Annotated in this window: 23 protein-coding genes and 1 tRNA gene; 11 read left to right on the top strand and 13 right to left on the bottom strand. The window is 42.9% G+C overall.

The features are described from left to right. Window positions 1–44 precede the first annotated feature (44 nt). Both NWE92_01820 and NWE92_01815 read right to left on the bottom strand, forming a co-directional pair. Window positions 45–515, bottom strand: a complete 471-nt coding sequence (locus tag NWE92_01820) for an Ig-like domain-containing protein (protein MCW4028369.1) — start codon at window positions 513–515, stop codon at window positions 45–47. 85 nt (window positions 516–600) lie between these two features. After that, window positions 601–3045: a PQQ-binding-like beta-propeller repeat protein gene (locus NWE92_01815; GenBank protein MCW4028368.1), complete on the bottom strand. Its 2445-nt coding sequence runs from the start codon at window positions 3043–3045 to the stop codon at window positions 601–603. Between the two features lie 189 nt (window positions 3046–3234). On the opposite strand from NWE92_01815, the gene NWE92_01810 reads away from it, so the two are divergent. Both NWE92_01810 and NWE92_01805 read left to right on the top strand, forming a co-directional pair. After that, window positions 3235–3717 (top strand): Lrp/AsnC family transcriptional regulator, encoded by a 483-nt coding sequence (locus NWE92_01810; protein MCW4028367.1) that lies wholly within the window; start codon window positions 3235–3237, stop codon window positions 3715–3717. Next, entirely contained in the window at window positions 3717–4199 is a 483-nt protein-coding gene (locus NWE92_01805) for an Lrp/AsnC family transcriptional regulator (protein MCW4028366.1), read from the top strand. The genes NWE92_01810 and NWE92_01805 overlap by 1 nt, the downstream gene beginning before the upstream one ends. Window positions 4200–4212: 13 nt before the next feature. On the opposite strand, the gene NWE92_01800 is transcribed toward NWE92_01805, so the two are convergent. The 3 genes from NWE92_01800 to NWE92_01790 all read right to left on the bottom strand — a co-directional run bounded on the left by NWE92_01800 (window position 4213) and on the right by NWE92_01790 (window position 6576). Next, entirely contained in the window at window positions 4213–4629 is a 417-nt protein-coding gene (locus tag NWE92_01800) for a DUF2095 domain-containing protein (GenBank protein ID MCW4028365.1), read from the bottom strand. 77 nt (window positions 4630–4706) lie between these two features. After that, window positions 4707–5321 carry a nucleotidyltransferase domain-containing protein gene (locus NWE92_01795; protein ID MCW4028364.1) on the bottom strand — a complete coding sequence of 205 codons (615 nt, stop codon included), beginning with the start codon at window positions 5319–5321 and terminating at the stop codon, window positions 4707–4709. Window positions 5322–5325: 4 nt separating this feature from the next. Further along, on the bottom strand, window positions 5326–6576 hold the full coding sequence (locus tag NWE92_01790) for a glycosyltransferase family 4 protein (protein ID MCW4028363.1): 1251 nt from the start codon (window positions 6574–6576) through the stop codon (window positions 5326–5328). Between the two features lie 164 nt (window positions 6577–6740). Here NWE92_01790 and NWE92_01785 point away from each other — a divergent pair, with 164 nt between their 5' ends. Next, on the top strand, window positions 6741–7319 hold the full coding sequence (locus NWE92_01785; protein MCW4028362.1) for a DUF5752 family protein: 579 nt from the start codon (window positions 6741–6743) through the stop codon (window positions 7317–7319). A gap of 54 nt (window positions 7320–7373) precedes the next feature. Here NWE92_01785 and NWE92_01780 read toward each other — a convergent pair whose 3' ends face one another. Next, a complete protein-coding gene (locus NWE92_01780) occupies window positions 7374–8357 on the bottom strand; it encodes a fructose-bisphosphatase class II family protein (protein ID MCW4028361.1) in 984 nt (327 codons plus the stop codon). A 7-nt stretch (window positions 8358–8364) separates the two neighbouring features. Then, window positions 8365–9279 (bottom strand): DUF2090 domain-containing protein, encoded by a 915-nt coding sequence (locus NWE92_01775; GenBank protein MCW4028360.1) that lies wholly within the window; start codon window positions 9277–9279, stop codon window positions 8365–8367. A 185-nt stretch (window positions 9280–9464) separates the two neighbouring features. On the opposite strand from NWE92_01775, the gene NWE92_01770 reads away from it, so the two are divergent. Further along, the gene (locus NWE92_01770) at window positions 9465–9965 is read left to right on the top strand and encodes a hypothetical protein (protein ID MCW4028359.1); all 501 of its coding nucleotides are present in this window, start codon (window positions 9465–9467) and stop codon (window positions 9963–9965) included. Between the two features lie 258 nt (window positions 9966–10223). Here the strand turns inward: NWE92_01770 and NWE92_01765 are convergent, their stop codons facing one another. Continuing rightward, complete coding sequence (locus NWE92_01765; protein MCW4028358.1) at window positions 10224–13031, bottom strand: hypothetical protein; 2808 nt, start codon at window positions 13029–13031, stop codon at window positions 10224–10226. A gap of 152 nt (window positions 13032–13183) precedes the next feature. Between NWE92_01765 and NWE92_01760 the strand changes: the two genes are divergently transcribed. Both NWE92_01760 and NWE92_01755 read left to right on the top strand, forming a co-directional pair. Further along, window positions 13184–14086, top strand: a complete 903-nt coding sequence (locus NWE92_01760) for a helix-turn-helix domain-containing protein (protein MCW4028357.1) — start codon at window positions 13184–13186, stop codon at window positions 14084–14086. Window positions 14087–14472: 386 nt separating this feature from the next. Further along, window positions 14473–14551 (top strand) — tRNA-Arg (locus NWE92_01755). Between the two features lie 130 nt (window positions 14552–14681). On the opposite strand, the gene NWE92_01750 is transcribed toward NWE92_01755, so the two are convergent. The 4 genes from NWE92_01750 to NWE92_01735 all read right to left on the bottom strand — a co-directional run bounded on the left by NWE92_01750 (window position 14682) and on the right by NWE92_01735 (window position 19118). Further along, window positions 14682–15965, bottom strand: a complete 1284-nt coding sequence (locus tag NWE92_01750; protein MCW4028356.1) for a site-specific integrase — start codon at window positions 15963–15965, stop codon at window positions 14682–14684. A 14-nt stretch (window positions 15966–15979) separates the two neighbouring features. Next, complete coding sequence (locus NWE92_01745) at window positions 15980–17239, bottom strand: site-specific integrase (GenBank protein MCW4028355.1); 1260 nt, start codon at window positions 17237–17239, stop codon at window positions 15980–15982. Further along, window positions 17236–17769 (bottom strand): hypothetical protein, encoded by a 534-nt coding sequence (locus NWE92_01740; protein ID MCW4028354.1) that lies wholly within the window; start codon window positions 17767–17769, stop codon window positions 17236–17238. Before NWE92_01740 ends, NWE92_01745 begins: the two co-directional genes overlap by 4 nt. 395 nt (window positions 17770–18164) lie before the next feature. Continuing rightward, window positions 18165–19118: a hypothetical protein gene (locus tag NWE92_01735; GenBank protein ID MCW4028353.1), complete on the bottom strand. Its 954-nt coding sequence runs from the start codon at window positions 19116–19118 to the stop codon at window positions 18165–18167. A gap of 145 nt (window positions 19119–19263) precedes the next feature. Between NWE92_01735 and NWE92_01730 the strand changes: the two genes are divergently transcribed. The 4 genes from NWE92_01730 to NWE92_01715 all read left to right on the top strand — a co-directional run bounded on the left by NWE92_01730 (window position 19264) and on the right by NWE92_01715 (window position 21920). Beyond that, the gene (locus NWE92_01730; protein ID MCW4028352.1) at window positions 19264–19503 is read left to right on the top strand and encodes a hypothetical protein; all 240 of its coding nucleotides are present in this window, start codon (window positions 19264–19266) and stop codon (window positions 19501–19503) included. Window positions 19504–19814: 311 nt separating this feature from the next. Beyond that, the gene (locus NWE92_01725) at window positions 19815–20114 is read left to right on the top strand and encodes a hypothetical protein (GenBank protein MCW4028351.1); all 300 of its coding nucleotides are present in this window, start codon (window positions 19815–19817) and stop codon (window positions 20112–20114) included. Between the two features lie 153 nt (window positions 20115–20267). Next, window positions 20268–20855 (top strand): hypothetical protein, encoded by a 588-nt coding sequence (locus NWE92_01720; protein ID MCW4028350.1) that lies wholly within the window; start codon window positions 20268–20270, stop codon window positions 20853–20855. A 3-nt stretch (window positions 20856–20858) separates the two neighbouring features. Continuing rightward, on the top strand, window positions 20859–21920 hold the full coding sequence (locus NWE92_01715) for a hypothetical protein (protein ID MCW4028349.1): 1062 nt from the start codon (window positions 20859–20861) through the stop codon (window positions 21918–21920). On the opposite strand, the gene NWE92_01710 is transcribed toward NWE92_01715, so the two are convergent. Further along, complete coding sequence (locus NWE92_01710) at window positions 21910–22068, bottom strand: hypothetical protein (GenBank protein ID MCW4028348.1); 159 nt, start codon at window positions 22066–22068, stop codon at window positions 21910–21912. The two genes, NWE92_01715 and NWE92_01710, sit on opposite strands and share 11 nt — an antisense overlap. A gap of 98 nt (window positions 22069–22166) precedes the next feature. Between NWE92_01710 and NWE92_01705 the strand changes: the two genes are divergently transcribed. Beyond that, window positions 22167–23540, top strand: a complete 1374-nt coding sequence (locus tag NWE92_01705; GenBank protein MCW4028347.1) for a hypothetical protein — start codon at window positions 22167–22169, stop codon at window positions 23538–23540. Window positions 23541–23678 lie beyond the last annotated feature (138 nt).

Below are 23678 nucleotides of genomic sequence, written 5' to 3'. Positions count from 1 at the left end.
TCCCGTAGGGGGACCTATTTTTGGAGAAAATAGTTTGTGGAAGGTTATTGGTTGTTCCTTTTTGCATCTTGCCGCTTTACTCTATACAGCAGCACTGCCAAAGAAACAATCACAGCAACCACCACAACGACAATTATGATTACGACAAAGTCAACGGGGAAACCTACAAAGTTACGCGTGAAAGCTACATCGTCTGATGCACCTTGGGCATCGTAGGCGATTACGTGGAAATTGTGTTGCCCTTCGGTGAAGCTGCTGGTGTTAAAATGCCAGCTGAAAGGAGCCGAGGTTGCATTTAACTGGAGTTGGTCATCTAAATAGAACTCCACATATGCAACGTCTGAAGAGACTGAGGTATTGAGAGTCCATTCTCCGCTCATGTCGTTGCCCATGCCGTAGCCGTTGTTTTTGTAGAAGCTTGTGCTCAAAGTCGGCGCGGCTTCAACAACGACTGCCACAGCAAAAGATAGGACTATAGCTAAACAAACGCAAATGCCTAATTTAGTGGTGTTCAAAGTGAAACCTCAGCGGTAATTTATAATTAAGACAAATAAAAAATATTGGGTTCCCCCAAAAGAGGGGGATGGATTTTGGTTTTGTTTATCGTTTGCGAGCCATCAGGATTAAGATTGCAAAGCCGATGATGATGGCAACTAGTGCTGCGCTACCGAATGCTAAGACGTAGGTGTCAGTCATTGGAGCTGCTACTGGAGCTTCTGTTGGTGCGGGTGTAGGTGCATCGCCAACGCCTATGGCAGTTTCTGCAAGGGAGCTAAAGTAAGAGTCTGAGCCTTTGAATGAAGCAATGATGGTGTATTCGCCGGGGACTTCGGGTGTGAACATGTACTTGAACATGCCATTTTCGTCGCTTGTGGTTGTACCGAGTTCATAGTAGTTGCCGTTAGGATCGATTGTCTCTAAGACGACTTCGACACCTTTGACATTGTAGGGCTTTGATTGCTGCATGTAGATGTACTCCATCCATTCAGACATGTATTCGTCTGCGATGGCAGGAGTGTTCATTGATGCGCCAGGGGATTGGTCCATCACGGTTCCTTCAACTAGGACTCCGTCGCCGAAGGTTGAAACCTTTGGAGACGCCGTGACAGTGGTTTCAGTTTGGCCTTTGCCGAAGGAATAAATTCTGTTGTCTGCGCCGTTGAGTGTCAAGAGGTAGCCATCTGCTACTACTGGACCAGTGTACCAGCCAGAGATGTTCCATATGCCTTCGCCTGTGTTTAGGTCAACGCAGTGAATTGCTTCGCCTCTCCATAATGGGTCACCTGGAGAGTGTTCACCAGTGGTTGAGTAGACTTTTTCGTCAGCAATGGTGGGTCCGCTGTAGAATGGATATGTTCCGTAGGGTGTTTCGAATCCTGCGCTTCCTGCATAGTAAGTCCATAGTTCACTGCCGTCGGTTATGTCAAAGCAGTGGATGCATCCGTCGTATGCTTGTGCGAGCAGTTTGCCTTCAGCTATCCATGCTTCTCCGCCAAGGACTGAGACATACATACCCCAGTCGTTGTCATACCGTTCAGTTGGGCCCCAAACACGTGCGCCTGTTTCGACGTCGTAGGCATACCATTGGAGTTTTTCTTTGGAGTATATTGTGTAGACTCCTTCACCCATTGGTCCGATGCCACCTGCGTATTGGCCGGGGTCAATCATGTCGGTGTGGTTCTTTACTGAGAGCTGTGTGCCTTTGGCTTCGTTGCTTACGTCATAAGTTACGTCCACGGTGATTGGTGGAACTTCACTCATCAAGAAGCTGCTTGCCCAGAGTTTGTTGTCAGAATATCGGTTTATGCTTTGTGAACCTGCAACATCAGGGATTGTTGTGTTCCATTCGATTCCGGTATTCCAGTCATAGCTTGCGCCTCTAGAGACGCTCCAACTCCAGCCACTTTGTCCTGCTGGAATAGCTTTAGTGCTGTTCCATTTCACAAGCCAGTTGGCTTGGGCGTTGAGAACATAGCATATCAAGTCGCCGTTTTCGGAAGCAGTGATAACACCGGGGTTTTGTGTGTTATAGAATGTCAGCAGTTGCGTTCCTGTGAACGCGTCATACATTGTCCAGTTTGATGCGGGTCCCCACCAGCTTGAAGGACAGTTCCAAAGGTATGCATGGGCGCCGTGTTGGTTTGGTGACTCATAGTCAAATATTTGGCCGTTTGTTATGGATCCAGTTGCGGTCCACAGTGTCTCTCCGGTGCGTACATCTACGCAAGCGAATGTGCCTCCACTTGGACTGTTAGCTAATGGCAAGTTGTAGTATAGTCTGCCCTGCATGATTACGGGTGGGTTCCATTTTCCTTCGTAAGATAAGCCAGTGTAGTATTGGGTGCTTTCATCAAATCCGCCGACTTCGCCGCCGAAAGCGATTTCTTTGGTCCAAACGATGTGAGCTGTGTTGGGTGCGGTTGTGTAGGGGTTGTAGCCTTGAGCTGTGAAGGCCTTGCTTGTGTCATAACCTTTGAATAGCCAGTTTCCTGAAATCTGGTACCATTCGCGGTTGTTAGAGTCGATGGGTCGGGTCCAGTAATCGGTGGGTAGTGGTGTTGATTGCCAGTGGGCTACGGGTTCTTCTGTAACCTCAAGGGTTAATACCCGGCTTTCGCTGGGTTTGTAGTAGTTGTTAATTGGTTGACCATATCGGGTGCCAGTGATGTTTTGGCCAGGGAAAGTGAATTGCATTGTGTAGTTGCCGACTTGTTTTGGAGTGTAGGTGATATAATATGCGCCTACAGGGTCAGACCGGTAAGGTCCTAAGGTTTCTGTGGTGCCGTCGGGTTTTGTGACTTCTAGTTTCATGTTTTCCCATCGGTCACCTAGAGCGCCATTGGCTGTTGGTGGGAATTCGTTTAGCCAGAAACTGATTGTGCAGTCTTGGTTTACGCCGACTGGGTTGGGTGCAGCGGCTAGGAATGCGTATGTTGGGATGTCGCCTGCTTTGGTGGTTGGGAGTTGTGCTATCATAGGTAACATTAGTGCTACTATCAGCAATACGGTTGATAGAGTTAACACTTTAGTTTTTTTATATTGCATTGCATGTATCTCCTCAATTCAGCGCTAAGCGAATTTAAAACATATAAGTTTTTGCATAAACAATAAAAAAAAAGAAAAATGTATTAAATAAAAACCAATCAAACACTAATTATTTTACCCATGTGTCTTAATATACACAGAGGAAACACTGAAAAGTTTAATATGCAAGCACCCACAACCTAAACCGAAATGAATCATACAACACAAATCGACGAGACAGACGCCACAATAATCCGCACCCTACTAAAAGACGCCCGCACACCCCTAAAAGACATAGCAAAAAAATGCGGCATATCCTCAGTCTCCATCCTTAACCGAATCAAACGATTAAAACAAATGGGCGTAATAAACGGTGGCGCAACCCTTTTCCCAGTCTTAGACCAACTCAAAATACCAATCGTCGCCACAGTCGGAATCAACCTAAAAAGTAATTTTGAAGAAGTAATCCAAACAGTACAAAAAAACATAAACACAATACAAATATCATCAAGCGTCGGAAAATACGATTTAATCGCAGCAATCCACGCTGAAAGCATAAACGAACTAGATAAAATTTCGTTCTCCATTAAACGGCTCCCTGGTGTGCAAAAAGTCGAAATTAACGTTTGGACCTCTATGCCGTTTATGGCTTTTGAAAATATCGACTGTCAACCAAAGGAAGAGAAAAGATAGTGGATAAACTCGATTATTTTGTCTTAAGCGAACTGCTAAAAGATGCCCAAACACCCTTTGCGACTATAGCAAAAAAAATCGGTGTCTCACCCAAAACCGTCATCTCCCGATACGACAAAATGAAGAAAGACGGCATAATCACCAGATGCGCCCTATCCATAGACCCCTCAAAACTAGGATACCAAGGCAAAGCTTTCCTGATGATAACAAATTCGCCAAATCAAACCAAAGCTGCAACCTTATCAGGGCTTAAAAAAATCATAAACATAGTGGTGATAACCGAGATAATCGGCGCCTTTGACATACTTGCCATCGCCTTTGTCACGGACTTAAACAGCATAATGAAGCTAGTTGACACCGTAAAACGGATAGATGGCGTTGAACGAGTAGAAGTAGCATTCATCAAAGAAACAGACCTCCCTGCACCGCAAAATTTCAATAAGCTCTATAGCAAGCAAAGTTTAACTCTAGCAACTACTTAAAAACAGAAAACTTCTAACAGAGACCGCCTTCTTTAAAGTAGTAATACTCTTCTTTTTTAGGCCCAAAACTACGAACACCATCCTTCTTGAGTTGACCCCGTAGCTTCGAAGCATACTCTGCGGAGATTTCACCCTTCTTTTCTAAATAAGCAATGATTTCTTCAGCTTGAGCTGTAGTATCACATCGACGAAGAAAATCAACTGCCTGCGGAGTAAAATGCCGCAGTTTATCTGGCGTCTCCACGTGCAAGTCAGAGGCTTCGTCTCCTTCGGCGCATTCCTCGCATTCACAGGATTCACCAGAGGCTTCTTCCTCCGCTGTTAGTACGTCTTTGCGCACGGCATCTATAGAAACTTTATTTTCACTTGCTTCAAGCTCCCGATAAAGGTTAGGAAACATTTTCTTGATGTCTTTTTTGTCAATGGCCATAGCGCATCAATTTTCAACTAAAGAATGGAAAAGGATGTTTATGTGTTTTTTTGATGACGAAGCAGATTTTGCGAGAATTACAGGGGGATGAATTGTTGCGTGGGGTTTGTGCCGAGGACTTTTTGGAGTTCACGCAGGTTGAGGCCTTTGAGTTCGTCGCCGAATGTTTCGCATCGTCGTTTTTTGCCTGCTTCTTCGGCGGCGCGGGCGACAATTTCAAGACCGTGACCCGCAGGGGTTTGGGTATAAACGTGAAAAGATGAATGGGTAATGCCATGTTTGTTAACGGTTGTCCAAGCAGTTCGAGAAACCCTAAAGTCACCCCTTTCAAGCGTTTTCAAGAGGTCTTCGGTGCTGTCAGTGTAAACGGCGATGTCGATGTCGCTACCTTGCTTGATGGTTCCCCGCCACACGCTCCCAATCAAAACTGGGCAAAACGCCTCCACCAATCGCATAACCTCTAGCGCCTCCTTGCGCATCTCCACTAGGCGTTCCTTTCGTTTGGAACCCTCGTTTTCTTCGGCCACCTTATCAAGTTCTAGGGCAACTTCGAGGTTAGAAGGCAAAAAATGGGTTCCCAACGTTTCTGCCGCATGGAGTTTGGCTTGTTTGTATTCTTTTTCTGCTCCAAAATAAAGCAGAGTAGCAGCTTCACGTGCAACGCGCTGCTTTAAATCAGAGCCAAAACTCAAGCACTCACCGTTTAGCGATTGATTCGTAGAGTTCGATTGTTTTCTGGGCTATGCGGTTCCAAGTGAATTCGGCTAGGACTCGTTTTCTGCCATTTTTGCCCAGCCATTTGGCGTATTCAGGGCTTTGCAGAGCGTTAACAACTCCCCAAGCGATGTCGGAGGGGTTGTTGGGGTCAATGTGGTAACCGCATTGTTCTTCACCAGTGCAGATAACGATTTCGCGCATGCCACTGACGCCTGCGGCGCCGACAACAACGGGTTTCTCCATTGACATAGCTTCCAGAGCTACAATACCGAAGGGTTCATAGTGACTTGGGAACACCGCGATATCGCAGGCTGCGTAGTGAAGGATACGTTCCTCTTCAGGGATGAAATCAAAGCAAAATTTCACGTATTCATCCAGTCGAATGGTACGAGTCAGGTTTGTCAGATACTCTTGAAGGTCCCCAACGCCCACAATAACCAGCTTTGCTTTTGGAATTTTAGGCAGAATATGGGGCATAGCCATGATGAGTTTGTCAACGCCCTTAACCCCGACGAGACGCCCAAGAAAGAGAATCATGATTTCGTCGTCTTTGAGTCCATATTTAGCACGAATACGTTTAATGTCTTCTTTGTTAACCGTCGCAGGGTCATACTTCTGGGGGTCTACACCGTTGTAGCTGACTTGGATTTTTTCGCGCGGAAAACCAAGCTGAATCAACTCATCTTTCATGGCATAAGAAACCGTGACAACCATGTCAGCAGTTTTGCCTGCCCGCAACTCGATGTTGCTGACTACGCTTGAGCCTGTGCCCATGGTGCGGCCTTTCTCAGTTGAGTGGACATGGAAGGCAAAGGGCAAATTGGTTTCACGTTTTACGGTGACGCCGCCCATCGCAGAGAGCCAGTCATGCGCCACAACAACATCGTACTTCATGTTTTCTTTCTTGATTAATTCGTTGATCAACTTGGCGGCAGAGAGGTAATTGTAAACCATGAGCTTGCCAAAGAGATGCAAACCTCGACCCCACTTCTTTATGTCATCTGCGATTACGTCGGGCAACGAGTCAGAAACGTCAATGTGGAGGGGGCGATGAATTTCTATACCACGCCAGATTTCTCTAGTCGGTAAGGAACCTGCGTCATCATTCATTGTAAAGACCGTGACGTCATGGTCATTTAGGACGAATTTTCGGGTAATCTCCGCGGCGTAGGTTCCTAATCCGCCAACAATTTTTGGCGGGTACTCATAAACAAAAACAGCGAGCTTCATGTCCTTTAAGTCACCAGTTATCATTTAGCAATATTTTATCTGTCTACTAAAACTTTACTTATGCCGACCAAGAAGCAGGCGACCCATCGCTTCTTTGGATATTACGACGAAAAGTTTGATTAGACCGTTCGACATTAGCACTAAATAACAGTAAGGTGCGAGTTATGAGTTTATCACCTATTAAACAAGAAATACTGGAAACTATGCTCCTAAGCGATAAACCCCAAAAAGCAGCGGAAATCGCTAAGAACGCAAACAGAGAATTCCAGCCAGTCATGATGCACCTTTTAGGACTCACCCGCATGGGCTACGTAAGTTGCCCCGAGAAAGGACTCTACGCCATAACAGACAAAGGAAAAACAGTAATAGGCATCCCAGAAACCACCAAAGAAAAAGCCGCCGACATCTTAGCCTATGCACCACACGATAAAGCATTCGAATTCTACATCGCAGTAGGCAAACCTTTAGGCATCCATGCCCACAGCCTGCGAGACTTCGCACACAAACTAAACCGAGCCGACGTAGCCTCCATAGATTTTCATATGAAACGCGGAGACTTCGAAGCATGGTTTAAGGGATTAGGCGACGAGGAACTCGCTAAAAAAACCGCCCTGCTAAAACGCAAATACACAACAGCAGAAGAGCTACAGACACAACTGGCACACATAACAGAGCAACGCTACTTTGAACTCGCTGAACTAACAGGACAAGTCTTGCCTGAAGAACATAATCACAACCACTAAACCTCACGGGTTAGTCGGATTATTTTTTTAAAAAAGAAAGAAAAAATTGTTCGTCTAGGTTATTTGACCGTAGACGGGGTGGTCTTTGAATTTAAGGATAGTCTGGGACCACTCGATTGTTCCGCTGGGCAACCTTGTGCATAAAGACTGAACTTTTGCTCCAGAAGCGGTGAAGCGTACACCATCAAGCATTTCACCTTTGGTAACGCCTGAGGCGGCAAAAATCATTTGGTTCCCTTTTGCGAGTTCGTCTTCCGTGTAGGTTTTTTCTACATCTACACCGGCAGCTTTGAGTCGTGCCATACGTTCGGGATCATCGCTTTTTCCTTTCCAAACTTTGACCAGCATAGTGCCGCCAAGACACTTAACAGCCGTGGCTGCAATTGTAGCTTCTGCGCCAGCACCTGCGCCGACAAGCAAATCTACACCGGAATCGGGCAGACATGTAACGATGGAACCTGCGATGTCTCCGTCAGTGATGAGAATTATACGTACGCCCATCTTGCGGAGGCTCGCAAGCAATTCAGCATGGCGTTCCCGTTCAAGCATAATAACAGTGAAGTTTGCAAGAGGACGATGTTTGAGTTTAGCGACTGTTTCAACGATCTCTTCAATTGACATGTCGAGGTTGATTTTGCCTTTTGCTATGCCGTTGGTTGCGACTTTGAAGTAATAGCCGTCGTCGGGAAGGACTTGTAGGCAGCCTGCGGGGGCGCATGCTAATGCGGAGATTGCGTCTTTTTTGCCTTTAGAAGTGGCGGTTGTGCCGTCGACTTGGTCTATGACAAATTCAACTTTGGGACCGTTGCCAGTACCGACTTTTTCGCGGTTGTTAAAGGCAGGTGCATTGTCTTTGGGACCTTCGCAACAGATTACTTCTCCGTCAACTTCAGTTTGGTTGAGGACTGCACGTGAAAAGTCAAGGGCGGTTTGATCCACTTTATCAGGGTCACCTTTGCCGATGTGGAGAGCGGCTCCGACTGCGCCAGCAGTCGTGATTCTAATCATCGAGGGAGATAAAGATCTAAGAGATGTCATGCTTTGTTCACCGTTTACACTCTTTTAACCATAACTCTGTAAATTCATTATAGTTTTGGGCGATTGCTTCAACTGCTTGGCTACGGCTGGTTTTGCCTGCTTTATAGTCTGCTAGCGGATTCCAAAAGATGGTACGACCAACAGCGAATCCGATGATGCCGGGGATTTTTGCGCCGACTGTGAGCCATTCCTGCACTTTCTCTTTGGATTCACCACGACCTAACGTGATGACGCCGACTTTTCTGCCACCACTCTGCGCTTGTTTAACCACGGCTTCAGCATCTGCAGGTTTATCGACACCTTCGAGTTTCCAGATGGCGGGTTCTACTCCTGCCGCTTGGATTTCTTTGAGGCATTGTACCATGAGTTTAGGGCGCAGTTCGAGGTCCCATTTTTCTTTGGATCCGCCGAGTTTCTGCATCTGGGCGGGCGTTGAGGGAACGATGAGTTCAAAGAGGAAGGGGCGGTTCGTTTTTTGGAGGTAATCGCTGAGTTTTTTTAGCCTTTGCAGTTGTCTCTTATTCATTTCGGCGTCGCCTTCAGGGTTGTAGCGTACAAGAACTTTTGAGAAAGTGGGATCGAATTCTTCAATGTGCTTGGCGAAGTCTTCGCCGTAGTCAAAGTCAAATTCGTCTTGCCCCGACTTTTCGGTGGGCATAGCAAACATTAAACCGTCCTTCTTTGCTTGACGCAAAACGCCGCTGCCAAACTCTTCGTCTACGAGTAAGCCAGCGATGTTTTTGGGGACGTTTTTCTTGATGGCTAATCGGAAGCCCTCAAAAATGATTTGCTTGTAATCTTGTATTTGCTGTTTTTCTTCAGGGGTTGGTTGGCGATTCTTGATTCCAAACATTTTTTCTAAAAATGACGCTCGGTGGTCAAAAGCCAAGATAAGTAATTGTCTTTGGGACCAATCAGTCACATTTGTCACCGTATCTGTTTTACGTTTTCTATAATTTAATTATTATTGTTTCAACGTTTAAAAGGCTGTTCCAATAGCAGAGTAGCCTTTAACTATCTGAAGGCAACAATCCTTTTGGATTGATTAAATTTTTTGGGGAAACTATGAAATAATAAAACAACCATAAAAGCAGGCGAGGCATAGGCATGAGTGAAGTCCGAGTCGTAACCGTCAAACTACCTGAAGACGTCTACCAAGAAATGGCGCTACGGATCCCTGAAGGTGACCGAAGCACGTTTATCCGCGAAGCCATTAACGAGAAACTGCAGAAAACCCCCAAACCCAACACCCTTTTAGCTCTACAGCAGCGCATGGAGCGACTCGAAGAAGAGTTTGGGCAAATTCGCATGTACCTAGCCGAACTCGAAATCCTGACATTCCAACATGGCAAAATCAACCCTCACCAATACGGAGTCGACGAATTAGACCACAAAATAATCGACTACCTCATGCATTACAAATCAGCCACCACCCCCGAATTAGCTGAATACCTTAAAACCAACCGTTGGCTGGTCTTAAATCGGCTGCAGCGCATCCAGAAAACCTCCAAAAAACAAGCTGGAAAAGCAATAATCGAATATTACGCGGGTGAAAAATCAGGCAAAAAGAAAGCTTGGTGGATAGACGAAGAACTTATTCAGGAATGAGAAGGTTAGCTTTAAAAAAAAGTTTTGTTTGTTTCGCATGTGGGCTCGTAGTCTAGCGCTGAATGACTTCGAGTGGGGACATCGTCATTAGTTTTTTCTCTGTGTAGCGCATCTTCTTTTTTTCTTTTCGGAACCAACTCAATATTAAATTTCTAACAGAAAGCTTGTGGAGACGTCTGCTGCATTGTACCTTTTATGATACTTTACTAATACACCTAAAGGTTTACATTAAAAAAAGAAAAGAGGAACTTTTGTTCCTCAGGGTCGCTTTCTAAGCACAAGGATTGTTATGGTGAAGCCTATAGCGATTGCAATAATGATGGCTATTACTCCGCCGATAATGTATAGCTCTGTGTTTGGCTGAGCTTGTACGGGCGCTGCTGTTGGCGTTGGTGCGACAGAGTTAATAGTGAAGGCAGATTCTGCAGTTGATGAGCCATAAGATTCGGAGCCTGCAAAGTTAGCGATGATTTTGTATGTACCTGCGCCAGCTCCAAGCATGTTTGGATCAACTTGGAGGTAGTAGAATCCGTTTACATCGGTTGTTGCTGTGCCGAGGTCGATGAAGTTGCCGTTAGGGTCAAGGGCGTTTAATGTGACTTGAACACCTGTTGCGTTCGCTGGTTTTACCTGCTGTTCGTACAAGTACATCATGTAGTCTTCTTGGCTGGCGTCGGATACGGCTGCGACTCCGTTCATGAGACCATATTTAGATGCAAAGGCTAACGCTCCGGGTGACTGGTCGGTCACTGTTCCTGTGATAGTGAAGCTGTTTCCTTCGGTTATGCCACCCTGTGGCGCACTAACTGTGGTTCCGCTTGGTCCTTTGCCGATGCAGTAGATCAAGTTATCGTAGTCGCTGGCTGTTACGAGGTAGCCGTCTGCTATAGCTGAGGGCGTGCCGATGAACATCATATACGTCGATAGCTTCCACACCAGTGTTCCGTCGGTTGCATTAACACATCGTGTGTATGATTGGCGCCACAGTGGGTTAGTGGGCGAGTGCTCGTTTGACCAGGTGTATATCATTCCGTTGCAGATACTACCGAGGCTTAGTGGCATGTTTGCGCTGTATTGACTTTCATAGCTGTAAGGTGCTGCTGAAGCAACATACCGCCAGAGGAAATTGCCTGTTTGCACATCATACGCAGTGATTGCACCCATATAACCCGTGTTGACAAGAACTTTGTCTTCATAGACTGTGGCACTTATGCCGTAGTACGCCATTTGGTCGTTTGCGTCGCCGCCTTGGATTCCCTCGATTGGTCCCCACAATGGGCTTGCAGTATCCAGACTGTATGCCCAAATCTGACCTGTCTGCGTGCATCTTAAGAAGAATACTCCAGCTTGATCAGCTTGCCCGCTAAGGCTAACACTCCACGTATAGTTATGACCGGGCAGGGGAACGGCTATGTCTTTATTGTAGTCTAATGTTGCAGTGAACCCAAGGTTGTTATTTAGTGTACCTGCTAGGTTAGGGTATGGACTGTAGGGCGCTGCGTGGTCATTTATAGTTACTTTCCAGACTGTGAACATGTCTGCGGTAGGAGCTGCAGTTCCACCGACGTATGTTGAGTTGACTTGGCTGCCAAAGATTCCAACTGGTTCACGTGTTTCATCCTTAAGAATAGTCATGCTTCCACGAAGATTTTTAGCTACTGTAACGTTCATTGAGTACGGCGTCAAGGGTCCTGCACTTATCGCTGCTAATGTGGCAGCATCAAGGGAATTTGACCACGATCCGGGGGTAAACAAGGTGTTGTTCATGGTATCGATTTCTTGCCCTATTTCAGGTCTCCAAGTCTGCTGCCCAGTTCCTAATGGACCTCCTGGGGGAATGGCTTGTGTTGAGTTCCAACAGAGAATATTTCCTGTGGCAGAGTTGTAGGTGTATATCAGCAAATCTCCCTGAGCGTCGGTTGCAGATGTACCGGATGGAACATTATGCAATGTCAAGATGAGGTTTCCAGTGCTTGGGTCCAGCATATACCATGAAGTGTATCCTGGGCGATCTTTGCTTGTGGCGGGCCCCATTTCCCAAAGATATGACGCTACTCCTCTTCCGTTTACGTTGTCAATCTTCAACATTTGACCGCAAGTAAGTTTTGGATATGACTGTACAGTTGGAGAAGTAACGCCGCCTGCACCAGTCCATGTAGCCATTGTTATGGGGTTTGTTCCGTTATTGTACCATATCTGTTCTCCGGTGTGGAGGTCTACTGCGTAATATCCATAACGGGGAGTCTCTGCGTTTTGCGGAGTATTGTAGTAGATTATGCCGTTCATGATTATGCAGCCGCCCCATGGGCTTAGATAGTCTTCGATGTTTGCGTTCAAGTTCCCATAGTTTGCGTCAGCGATGCCTCCGGGGAACGCGGGCAGTATAGGTCGTGCCCATAGTACGTGAGCGCTCATGGGTCCTGTACCAACTGTCTGGATGTTACTTTGTAGCCATGTGCCTTGAAGCCAGTTACTTGCAAGAACGTTCCAGTTCCGGTTTATGTTGGTAATTGGTCTAGTCCAGTAGTCGGTTGGAAGCGGTGGTTCTGGATATTGTGGCACTTGGTCCTCGTTAACGGTGAGTGTGCATGGTTTGCTTGTGGAGGCCATCCAAATATCACCGACGTCTTGTTGGGTATTGACGTAGGGCTGATCACTGGCTTCTATAACTGCTCCAGGCCAGCTGAACACGATTGAGTAATTGCCTAGCTTAGTGGGAGTAAAAGTCTTGAAGTCGCTTGCCATGGCCCCGCTCGTACTCCAAGGTCCAATGGTTGAGTTGATTCCGTCTGGGTCTGTGATTGTCAGCAAGAATCCAGCAAAATGTTGACCGCTCGTACCGGTTGATGTAGGTGAGGTTCTGTCAAGCCAAACTACTATAACGGTATTCTGACCAAGACCAATAACGGGGGGTGTACAACTAACATAGGCGTTGGTTGGCATATACACTGGTGGGTCGTGCGCTTCAGTCGTTGGTAATGCTACGAATATGGATGTCCCTGTGATAGTCAGCATCAGAAACAAAGTAATTAAAAACGCAATATTCTTGTTTTTTACAACTTGCATTTAATTTTCTCCATAGTTTGTTGTTGAAGCAATTTTGCTTCAAACATGTTATTTTTTAAAAACATTTTTAATAATGTGCTAGGACAGACTACGGTAACATGCGAAGATATTAAATATGAAAAGGTCTACTTACCAAATTAAGGGCAGAGCGCATGCGCGTATGGTCGAATCACTCGTCCTTTAAGGAAACAGGCACCCAGGTTCTAACAGACCTTGGATTAACTGTAACTCAAGCAAAGCTTTACTTGGCATTGCTGGAAATCGGGGAATCAAAAGCAGGTGCGCTTTCTCAAAGCATTGGTCTTCCAAGATCGGAAGTATACCGTACGTTGAGCGAGTTGCAGCAGAAAGGTTTGGTTGAGAAAGAAGTGCGTTTTCCTAACCTGTTTATCGCAATTCCTCTGGTTATCGGACTTCAATCATTGTTAACGTCTAAAGTGAATCAGTGTACTGAACTTAAAAAGAGTGTTAAGACTTTTCTTCAAAAGGGTTCAAGTTTCTCGGACAACATTCAGGGTCTTGATGAATACAAGATTAGAATAATTGAAGGGAAAGAGCGGATACTCAAAGAGAAATCTCGGCAGAATCATAATGCCCAGTATAGCGTGAGGATTCTTTCCACTTTGCCCAGTTGGCTGCAAATAGTCGAGTGTTGCATTAAAGACTATGAAGCCGCTTTGTCGAGGGGAGTAGAATATCGAGTAATTATAGAACACTTGGAAAGTATATCTAAGCTTCCAAAACAAGTGCGGTCCTTATTGGAGAAACCAAACTTTAAGCTTGTTAGCTTTGAGGCACCACTAAAATCCAACGGTACAGTTTTTGACGAAAACGAGGCTTTAATAAATTTCTTCCCCGGAAAGCCATTGTTTGAATCTCCGTTAATTTGCACGAACCATCCTAGTTTGATTTCGATGTTAGCAGATCAGTTTGAAAAGACATGGAATGCGAGTTTAGAATACAGATTAATCCCAAGAAATATTGCTACTAAGAACAGCCAGTCGGCATATCACCCGGCTGTTGATAGTATATCTGATAAACATTCAATACCATAAATCCACAAAGCAACATACGAGCAAAATGGCAAAAACCCAAGAAATGGACGAATTAATTAGCGACTTCAGCCGCTTCTAAATCCTTACCATACTCCACGAAGACCCTGTCCATGACTAAAGCATAATCAGCAATTCAAACGACGCGTCAAAAAAGAAATCAGCCCCAGCCTCGTCTACCCCTTCTTAGCACAACTCGAAGAGAGAGACCTCGCTAGGGTGCCGAAGACTATCAAGAATATAACTATAATCGCACGACAGGCAGGCATTACTTACGCAAAGAAAAAAAGGTTTACTGGTCAGTGAACGGAATCCATCAAAATAGTCCAGAAAACCCATATTAGACAGTATCCAAAAATGAAGGTAGTCCAGCTAGGAAGTATGGAAAAGGGCTCGTAGTCTAGCACGGATTAAGGCATCGGCCTCCGGAGCCGGGAATCCTGGGTTCAAATCCCAGCGGGCCCGCCACTTTTATTAAGCGAATCCATGTCCGCTGGCATGCTTAAACCAACCACTCAATCTAACAGACTTTTCTCGCATCATAATCTAATTGGTAAAGACTAACTATTCCTCTTAAAGATCATTCAAAAACAATCGTTTAGAAAGGCATTTTAATTATGGCTTCTCCATTTGGCAATGAAGCAACATACTCGAACCCTTGGCTAATATATGATTTTAAGTCGGTAAAGGAGATCACTTTCTGTTTTGACCCATTGTTTGACATAATTCCCAACAATTTCTGCCTTACAATATTCTGAACTTCTTCGGCGTTCATTTGCTCTAAGTTCATCTTTTCCATTTCCGCTTTCTTAAATCCTGCCACAAATAGTAGTTGTTCTTTTAATGCCCTTTTGACTTGTTCTTCGGTTGACGGCTCTATAATACTAGTTTGTATTAGAGCAGACGTTCTTTTGTAGGACATTCTCATTTCTTCAACCATATCTGGTGGGAGTTTCGCTTTGTTGCAGGAATATCGCGACTCAATATCCCCCTTGTGTCCCATGAAAAACATTCTCCAAGGATGCGAGATTAGTCCTTTACTTTCGGCTATATCAAATGCTGTATCACAATATGCTCTTAGAACATAGGGTCTCCAGCAAAACCCCGAATGCCTTATGGCTTTTCTAATCTCTCGTGTTACCAAAGCCGTTCTTAGAAATAGATTTCTTGAATTTCCTCGTGCGTCAATTTGTAGTAAAGGTGAGTCAGGCGCAAGCTTTTCTCCAGCTTTTGCCCTTGCGTCTAAGTATTCTTTAATGAAGGTAACTGCTTCCTGAGGCACAAAGGTGAAATATTGATGTTTTCCCTTGCTAAGTGTGCCTCTGACAGCGAGTAATGTTGGAATTTTGTCGAATATTATTTCACTTGGAGTGATTTTTGCTTCCCTGAAGTCTCCAAGTCTTATTCCATCTTTGCCACAATAATCTCCCAGACTTTCCGGTCGAAGACCGCAGTATGCCATCATAACGCTTGATACCCGACATCTTTGGCTGGAATTGCGGAAAATTTTTGCCAGCTCTTCTTTCATCGGCACTCTTTCATTCATTAGTGTAGGTGTTTCAGTTGCACCTTTAATATTCACTTTCAACTTTGTTTGGATCCCATTATATGCCAACCAAGAAGACACAACTTTTTTGTATCTTATAATGTACGAACCAGCCTTATGCTGGTTTTCTAATTGTCTTACAAAATCTAAGAAGCCATCTCTGAACTCATTTGTATTTGCCTGCTGCAAAATCCTTGTAGGAGATGAATTATTTAGTTCACAATATCTCCCGAGCCCTCGTAAGTAGACATCGGCTGTTATTTGCGAACCAGCAGCTAGGTTAGAAAACCAACGCTTTACATCAGTATCTTCAAGCAAATAACCGTATTTGACCATAGATTATACCATCGTCAATGAAAAAACCCTTTTGTTTGATCATCAAATTTGTTGTCGAATTCTTCCTCAGGGCATTTCAGATATTTGATGGTAGTGTCTATTCGACTATGCCCCAGGCATCGGCTTATGATTAGAACTTCAACTCCATGTCGGAACAAATTGACTGCATAAGTGTATCTTAAACGGTGACTGTATAGTTTTAAGCCAGAAATGTCAGAAATCTGTTGAAAGATATAGCTAACACCGTCCTTATCGAGCCTCTCTAAGGTTTTAGGATGAAAGAAAACATAGTCATGTTTCAAATTTAGGAATTTTATGAAGTTAAGCCATCTTTTCCACATCTCTAATTGAGTCGGAAACATCCTAATATAGCGCGTTTTCTGGCTGTGACCTTTGCTTAACTCAATCTTTATTCTTGGTTTTTCACGATCCATTTCTAAATGGCATATTCTGAGATTGCAATACTCTTGACGTCTAAAGCCGAAATTGTTTCCTGTCCAAACAAGCTGTTTTTGTAAAGGTAATGTGAGTTTTTGTTCCAGTATCTTTTGTTCTTCATCACTAACACATATTCTATGGTCTTCGCCGATTTCATGGGGAACGTCAGCAACATCCTCCTCAATTTTACTGTATTCCTCAACGGTTATCAACGCCTCTCTTTTGAGCCATTTTGCAAACATCTTAATTATGACAGCATACGCTCGAATTGAGTTTTGTGAAATTAATTTCTTTTCCTTGGCTTGTCGTAGTTCTGAAAGATATTCAAGCAAGTCAGAGGCCTTAAGTTTATCAATTCCTTTTGAATGCTTTTTAACCAGAAACTCGTGAAATCTCCTCAGAGCGTAAAGTCTCGCTTTGGCTGTTCTGCCGTTTACTGAAACGTACTGATAGTATTGTACCAAAATTGGTGGAAGATTGTTAAAGTCAATGAGTCTACCATTTTTAGTTGAAAGCCAGGTTTCTGTGTCCGAAACAAATAAGCCTTGTCTTGAAAGCCATTTTGCAAACATCTTTACTATTCTGATGTATTTCTGGAGAGTGCATTCCTTAATTTCTCCTTTTTCTTTGCGGCGAGCAAGTTCAGCATAAAAGCCGTCAAGATCTGTTGAATTGAACTCCTCAATGCTTTTTCCACTCTTTTTCAAAAACGCGTCGAGTTTTTTCAAGCAGCCTCTTCTATTTTGCCAGGTTTGGTAACCAAGCCTTAATTCATCATGATATTTCACTAAGATCGGCGGGTCACTTTTTGCGCTCAGATTCCAGTTTTGGTTCATTTATAGCCCTCCTTGAACTCTATTATTTGACAAAAATCCCACGTTAGTTCTTGTTTACCGTTTAATTCTTGAAGGACTTCGTCCAGGATTGATAGACCGCCTCCAGCAGGAGGATTAATAAAAGGTGCAAGCGAGGGGTCGGAGTCTTTTAGCATTTCTTTCAATTGATCTAAAGTTGTAACTGTCTCCTGCGATTCCAAAGCTTTTTGTTTTTGCAACAATACAGCTTCCAAGACCTTGCGCTTTGCCAAAGAGTTTTTGAAAACAGTGTTTCCGAAGGTCGGACCATTTTGTTCATTAATCTCTAGTTTCTTGTTTAATTCCTCAATCGCTTTCATTATTGGCGCAATATCTACTTGATTAACTGGCTGCTTTACGATTCCATTTGCAAGGTCCGGGTTAGCGATGAAGATCCTAACGGCATTTCTAAGAAAGTCTGATCTGGTCTGGTTGTGCTTCGCACAGCACTCGTCCCAATGAGATAGTTCTGGTTCAGCTACTCGAATCAATATTTCTTTCCAGACCGTCATTATTGAACTTCTCCACAGTTTTATATGTCTATATGCTTATATGTCTTTATGTTTTCCAATTTGCCAATTGCAGCCATATTTGCATTTTTACCAGGAAAACGTCAGTCGGAATTTCGTCGGATATTTCTGATAGCAAACACACTTTTAACGGGTGACATTGTGGCAGCTTATCTATAGCAAATCGCTTCAGCAACGAAATGTTTACAGTGTTTTGAGTCTTGCAGAGGTCCATTAACTGTTTACCCCTTTTCATTGTTTCAAGACATTGCTTGAAAACTGATATAAGCTAGAATATTACCAGTTTTTTCAAAAAAGTACACATTTAATCATAATATACGAGAAAACAATACCATAAAGATTGTCACAAAACAAGAAAACGTAAGCAGGTGTTGGATTTAGCTGCTTTCTATCATCCTATCGAATTTCATCCAAAAGTTAAGCTGCCTGAGTTCTTTTTTATGATACTTCTCTCTTGTTTTAATTTGATTGTAAATAAAATTTCTGATATCTTTGTCTTTAAGTAAAGTTGCTTCCCATCCAGAAGGTTCCATTCCTGAGACAAAAATATAGTCTAGGGAATGAGTTGGTTCTGGAAAAAGAACATAACAATATAGCCGTTGAATCAAGCTCTTAACATGTTCTTCAAATTTAATTGGCGGAGCTAAGCCTGTGCTAATAACAATCTTTTGGTGGGCATTACCCTGGTTGTAAAAAACATAAGGCATTGTTTGATCCTTTTCAAAAAATGATTTTAAACTTGACAAGACTATATCCCCACATTTATTTTCTTTAAAATAACTCCATTTACCTAAAATAAGCGGCAATTTGTCTTTATGAGTTTCAACAACTTCGTCAATTTTTCTCCAAAGCGTGGGAGACTTGAGCTTCATAGATTTCGTCTTATCCTTTAATTCTTTCGCGAAGGGAGTTGGTAAAGGCATTTTCCATTTGGTGAGGTTATTCATTTGGGGCTTTTTAGATGTTCTAGGAATCGGCTTTGGGCCTATAGCCTCATTTTTATCAAATTCGCTATTTTTTTGATAGTAAAGTGCAGCTATCAAGCCGTACTCACTCAATTGTAGACGCTTCGCTGCTGAAGGTTCACTCTCACAAACATCTTTACCGGCAGGTTCAATCATTCCTCTCGCGATTAAGCAACCTAATGCAGGATAAACTGTTCTACTTGCTCCAACATTGAATCTGTCAATGAGCTCTTTCGCCCAGCTGCTTCTCTTCAAAGCAAGTATTTCCAAAATAGTAATTTCGGTGGAGCTGGGGTCTATGGGACATTCTCTTTTTCCATACTTGTGAGGATTCCTGTGAGCCTTTTCATGAATTGGAAATGACAAGTTCTGCCTTCTGCTTATTGATCTTATTGTGCGCAAGCCAATCAAAGGTAAATGAATGTGGTTAAAAGACTAATGAATTTGAACTAAGGATTTGCAAGCGCCGCAGCGAACAAGAATGATATAATTTTGACAGCGGGGTGAAAAATTGAGCGATAAAGAAGAGGAACTGCGCTGTTGGATCTGTCACAGGTCGAAAAAAGAGCTGAAGAAATATTTTGGGAAATATACAGAGTTGAAAGAGATTAGCGGTGCCTGGAAAATAAGTATCTGTACTGGCTGTCAGGACCTTATTTCTAGTGTTATCCTGAATAGCGATTTAATCGACATTGACGATCTCAAAAAGATATTTAATGAAATTCCTAAACTCTTAGATGCTATCAAATAGATAGCAAATTTTTTTGTTTGGGGTGAAAGAAAAAGAATTGATATCAATTAGATATCGCCCTACGGTCGTTTTTCATGTCGTTCCAAATATTCAGCGATCGCTAACTCAATCTCTGCAGAAGCTTTTTTTGCACTTCCGTACTTTTCAAAAGTATATTTTAGAAAGCGGCCCCATAGTTTCTCGTCGATTACCAACGTTGTTCTGATTGTATTGTCCTTCTTGGGCATTGCATATAACCACATAAGCGTATGTGCATAAAGTTTATAAGCATTAAACATATAGGCGTATAGTCATATAGGCGTATAAACATAATGTTGGATGATAGAAATACTTACTGCCCAATAGAAGGCCTAATGCAGAGTGAAAGAATAATCAAAATTGACGCTACCCCGGATTTAAACAAATACAAGCCAATTGTAATACTGAGCCCGAAAGAATTCACAAAACTAATACACTTGCTAGATTCTATGAAGACTTCTTGGCTTGCAATGAAGTTCAATAATAACATTTTCTTGTTTTGGGGAGAATTGGTATTTCTTCACACATTATGTTACCATGGTGAAGATAAAAAAAAGCCGGTTCAGAAATTTTCGCATACCCTCAGGAGTTGACTTAACATGATGGTAAGGGACAAAAGACAGAATACGGGATTTACATGGTCCATTAGACGTAATGAACAGCTCCGAAAGGCAACTGAGTTAGCGCTCTTAATATGTCAGGAGCTTGAAAGCTATTCATGCACAATTGACTCATTGGCTGCGAGATTGGCTCAAACAAGTATCGGCTTTGTTAAGAAAGATGAATTCTCGGAAACAAACCCTAAGGAACACTTAGTCCTACTAAAAGTTGACGGATCACCTTTTGATGTGGCGGAAGAACTGAGAGTCTTGAGTTCCTTCAAGGAGCAACTTGGCTGCATCATAGGATGTTTCTCAGAATTACACACATGGTCAACAGAGGTAAAAGAACAAATAAAAGATTCATTTCCTTCGCCAATTTATGATTTATCTTCAAACCTCCTCTCGGTGCAAAAACTACAGATTCTCATTCAAGAGGATGTTACGCTTGGATTCTTAATAAGTGCATATAAGGCGCTGAGAAAATGCTTGAACATCTTGGAAAGTATCGATTATCAGTTGATGGCAGTCGATAATCTTAGATGGGTCGTCTTCTTACCAAGAACATTGCAAGTTATATCAAGCATAATTCGTTGCTCGGTCAGTTTGACGAGTTTGGCCTCAGAATCTGCGAAATCGAATGAGATGAATTTGCAAGCATTGCAAAGTGGGTTTATGCAGCCGGTTTCAAAAACGAGCATAGGTAGCCGAAGCAAGGATTTCTTGGAGGAATAGTCTGTGGAAAATAAGTTAGCTGAACTGGTTGAATATCATAAGCAAACTCAGAACTTTCGAAAATGGGCATTGAAACAATCTGAAGCCGTTACAAAACTCTCGTCAGACCTCAGGACAACTGTGGTGACAATAATTGAAGGAAAAATCGAAGCAAGTACAGAAAGTCAACAAGAGGCGACTAAGGCTTCAGAAAGCAAAGAGAAAGAAACTACTTCGGTTAATAAGCAACTTGAAAGATTACCATCTATACTTCAAAGCCTTCATGATCTTTCTAACAATCTAAACACATATGCTTGGAAAGAACATATCAAAAAAATCCGACAATTTAACTTACTTGATGTACAACTACCCTTCTCAAACCAAATTGACAATCAGTCATTTCTAAGTGCTTTCTCTATTCTTGATTGCGAAAAACAAATTGCTAATAAATGCATTGATTCCGCGAGACTTTTAAAACAGAGTCTGTCACTGTTTAAAAAACTTGATCTGTCTATCTCTTTTTTGAGTGCTGACCTGAGCAACCAAAGGCTTACTCCTCGATTTCTAGCTGCCGCTACAAACATAGTGAAGAATGCCGAAGAGAACGCTCTTTGTGCCACTGAACTGATTAATTCAAACGAAAGTCTCTGGAATGAACTGATTAATCTAACAAGACCTCCGGTTAGTACCGAAGGCGTATTGGCTGTCGATGCCGACAAAACTCGAGCGGCAATCTATGTTTACCCAAACCCGCAAGCAAACCCAGCGATAAGTATCCAGGACCAGATAAATGCTTGCCAGCGGTTTATAGAACGCAAACAGTGGATAACTGCCGATCTGTTCGTTGAAGATAAAGAAGATGAATCCATGATTCCACTGATATGCGAAAAAGCGCAGTCAGGGGCCTTTGATTATGTTGTTTCTTTTGTAAATTGTACGCCTACAAACTTTACAGGAGGCCTAAATGGAGTAGTTTTCTGCCTAGAGGCGGAATTCTACTACAAAACCTATCCTCTCAAAATAAGCAATTCAACAATAAACAACCTGGAATTATTTTTCCAGTTAATTGGGAGACTTAAAACTTGATCTGCCCCTTATCAATTAATTCTTTAGTTTTCATCAAGGAGAATTGAATCGCATGACTTCTATCAGCAAAGTGGCCCTGTTTGACTTCCACGTCAATCCACCGAATCAAATCAGGCGCCAGCGTTACCGTCAATTTGAGTTTCGCCATCTAAATCCTGCTAAACTCGTATTAACGAAGTCATGTTTAGGGATTATCTGTATTTGTAAGTAATTATAAGTAATTGTTATACCATAGGAGAGATTAACTTGAACCAAACCAATGGAGAACTAATAATGTCCGGCGTTTGTCCTTTCCTAAAAGAATCATGCATAAAACAAAAATGCGTTATGTTTAAGGAAGATATGTGCCTGATTTTCAAATTTCTTGGAGAAGACGTACCAGAAACAGGTGATTTGCCGTTAAATGCGGAAAACACACCAAAGCCCGATTTGAGCTTTATTGAAAAAGAATGCCAGATTCCAAACGAGCCTGAAGATCCAGAGTTGATAAGGAATCGAACAACGGAGGAAATCATGAAAGACATAATAGATTACGCAAAAAAAGAATACCTTGACAAAGGCGTTCCAATCCCCGCATTAATTTGTGAATTGTACCTATTCGATAATGGGAAAATCGAATTGAATCAGTTGTCCACCGCTGGTACACTCAAATTGGAACTTCTACAGGCATTGGTCGATAGAGAACTGGAAAAAATTGAAAGAGAAAAAAAGAGCAATTCCTCAGAAACAAATCCCCTCAGCCATGGACGAAAACAACCCAACGCCGAGGAAAACCGTCAGGAAAAAGAAAATAAATCAGACCAGATCATCGAACAGCCTGAAATAATTAATAAAAACATTCAGCACGAGATAGTGGACGCTGAAAAGTTTGAAGTCCCTTCGTTTATTTCAGATGGAACACCTGAAAGCATAGCCCAAAAGATTTTAGAGAGTTTGGATGTTAGGGACAATACCCAAAGGAGTTTTCTTAGTTCAAATCCCTACAAACTTTTCGAGCTTTTTTATCTTACAAATGGCTTAGAAGAATTTACGCTACCTAATGAGGAGCAGCGAAAAATTCGGATTGCCAAATCTTTGGTTCTAGAAGAGTTGATGAAACGCGAAATCGACCAGAAAAAGCACGAACAAAAAGCATTTTCTCAAGGTTCTGAAACCCAAGAAATCGTTTTGCAGGAAGAACCTGAAGCCATAGCAAAACAAGCTCTGAATTTTATTCACAAAGAATTCCCAAGAATGGATCTACAGTATGCAGCTTCTAACTTCTGGGAAGTCTTCCAACAATTTCGAAGAACAAAAGAAGGTCAGGGCAGATTCTCTAGAGAAACCGAAGAGAAGCTCGACAAGGCATTTACTCAGGCACGGATTCTAATCCAAGAGGAAAAAACAAAGTCAAGAGAACAACGGCTGGCGAATGAAAAAGATAATGTACAATCCATCGCTAGCGCGTGCGCTTCATGGGCAAAAACCAAAGACATGAAGAAAATCGCAAAATATGAAATGCGGGCTTTTCTTATGGAGCAAAAACTTGATTTGCTCGACGAAACCCAGCTAGACGTTCACTCATTAGCTAATATTATGCTAAAGTCTGACCTATCCTCGAGAAAACAGAAGATGTCTTAACCCAATGCTAACTATGTACTAACCCACCAAAAACTACCTAAACCGCTATCTTGACTGTTATGCCGTGAAAACATGTACTTTTAGAGACCAGCGCAGAACTTGTTGCCATTGCCCTCTTTTAGAAGGTTCATTAACCAC

The sequence above is a fragment of the Candidatus Bathyarchaeota archaeon genome (genome assembly GCA_026014745.1).
Classification (GTDB): domain Archaea; phylum Thermoproteota; class Bathyarchaeia; order Bathyarchaeales; family Bathycorpusculaceae; genus Bathycorpusculum.
This window is presented reverse-complemented; position numbering and strand designations above follow the sequence as displayed.

Coding starts and splice junctions, on each gene's coding strand:
- NWE92_01780 (MCW4028361.1), bottom strand. CDS start 8,357: ATGACATCTCTTAGATCTTTATCTCCCTCGATGATTAGAATCACGACT.
- NWE92_01770 (MCW4028359.1), top strand. CDS start 9,465: ATGAGTGAAGTCCGAGTCGTAACCGTCAAACTACCTGAAGACGTCTAC.
- NWE92_01745 (MCW4028355.1), bottom strand. CDS start 17,239: ATGAACCAAAACTGGAATCTGAGCGCAAAAAGTGACCCGCCGATCTTA.
- NWE92_01785 (MCW4028362.1), top strand. CDS start 6,741: ATGAGTTTATCACCTATTAAACAAGAAATACTGGAAACTATGCTCCTA.
- NWE92_01815 (MCW4028368.1), bottom strand. CDS start 3,045: ATGCAATATAAAAAAACTAAAGTGTTAACTCTATCAACCGTATTGCTG.
- NWE92_01810 (MCW4028367.1), top strand. CDS start 3,235: ATGAATCATACAACACAAATCGACGAGACAGACGCCACAATAATCCGC.
- NWE92_01725 (MCW4028351.1), top strand. CDS start 19,815: ATGTTGGATGATAGAAATACTTACTGCCCAATAGAAGGCCTAATGCAG.
- NWE92_01790 (MCW4028363.1), bottom strand. CDS start 6,576: ATGAAGCTCGCTGTTTTTGTTTATGAGTACCCGCCAAAAATTGTTGGC.
- NWE92_01750 (MCW4028356.1), bottom strand. CDS start 15,965: ATGGTCAAATACGGTTATTTGCTTGAAGATACTGATGTAAAGCGTTGG.
- NWE92_01765 (MCW4028358.1), bottom strand. CDS start 13,031: ATGCAAGTTGTAAAAAACAAGAATATTGCGTTTTTAATTACTTTGTTT.
- NWE92_01740 (MCW4028354.1), bottom strand. CDS start 17,769: ATGACGGTCTGGAAAGAAATATTGATTCGAGTAGCTGAACCAGAACTA.
- NWE92_01800 (MCW4028365.1), bottom strand. CDS start 4,629: ATGGCCATTGACAAAAAAGACATCAAGAAAATGTTTCCTAACCTTTAT.
- NWE92_01710 (MCW4028348.1), bottom strand. CDS start 22,068: ATGGCGAAACTCAAATTGACGGTAACGCTGGCGCCTGATTTGATTCGG.
- NWE92_01760 (MCW4028357.1), top strand. CDS start 13,184: ATGCGCGTATGGTCGAATCACTCGTCCTTTAAGGAAACAGGCACCCAG.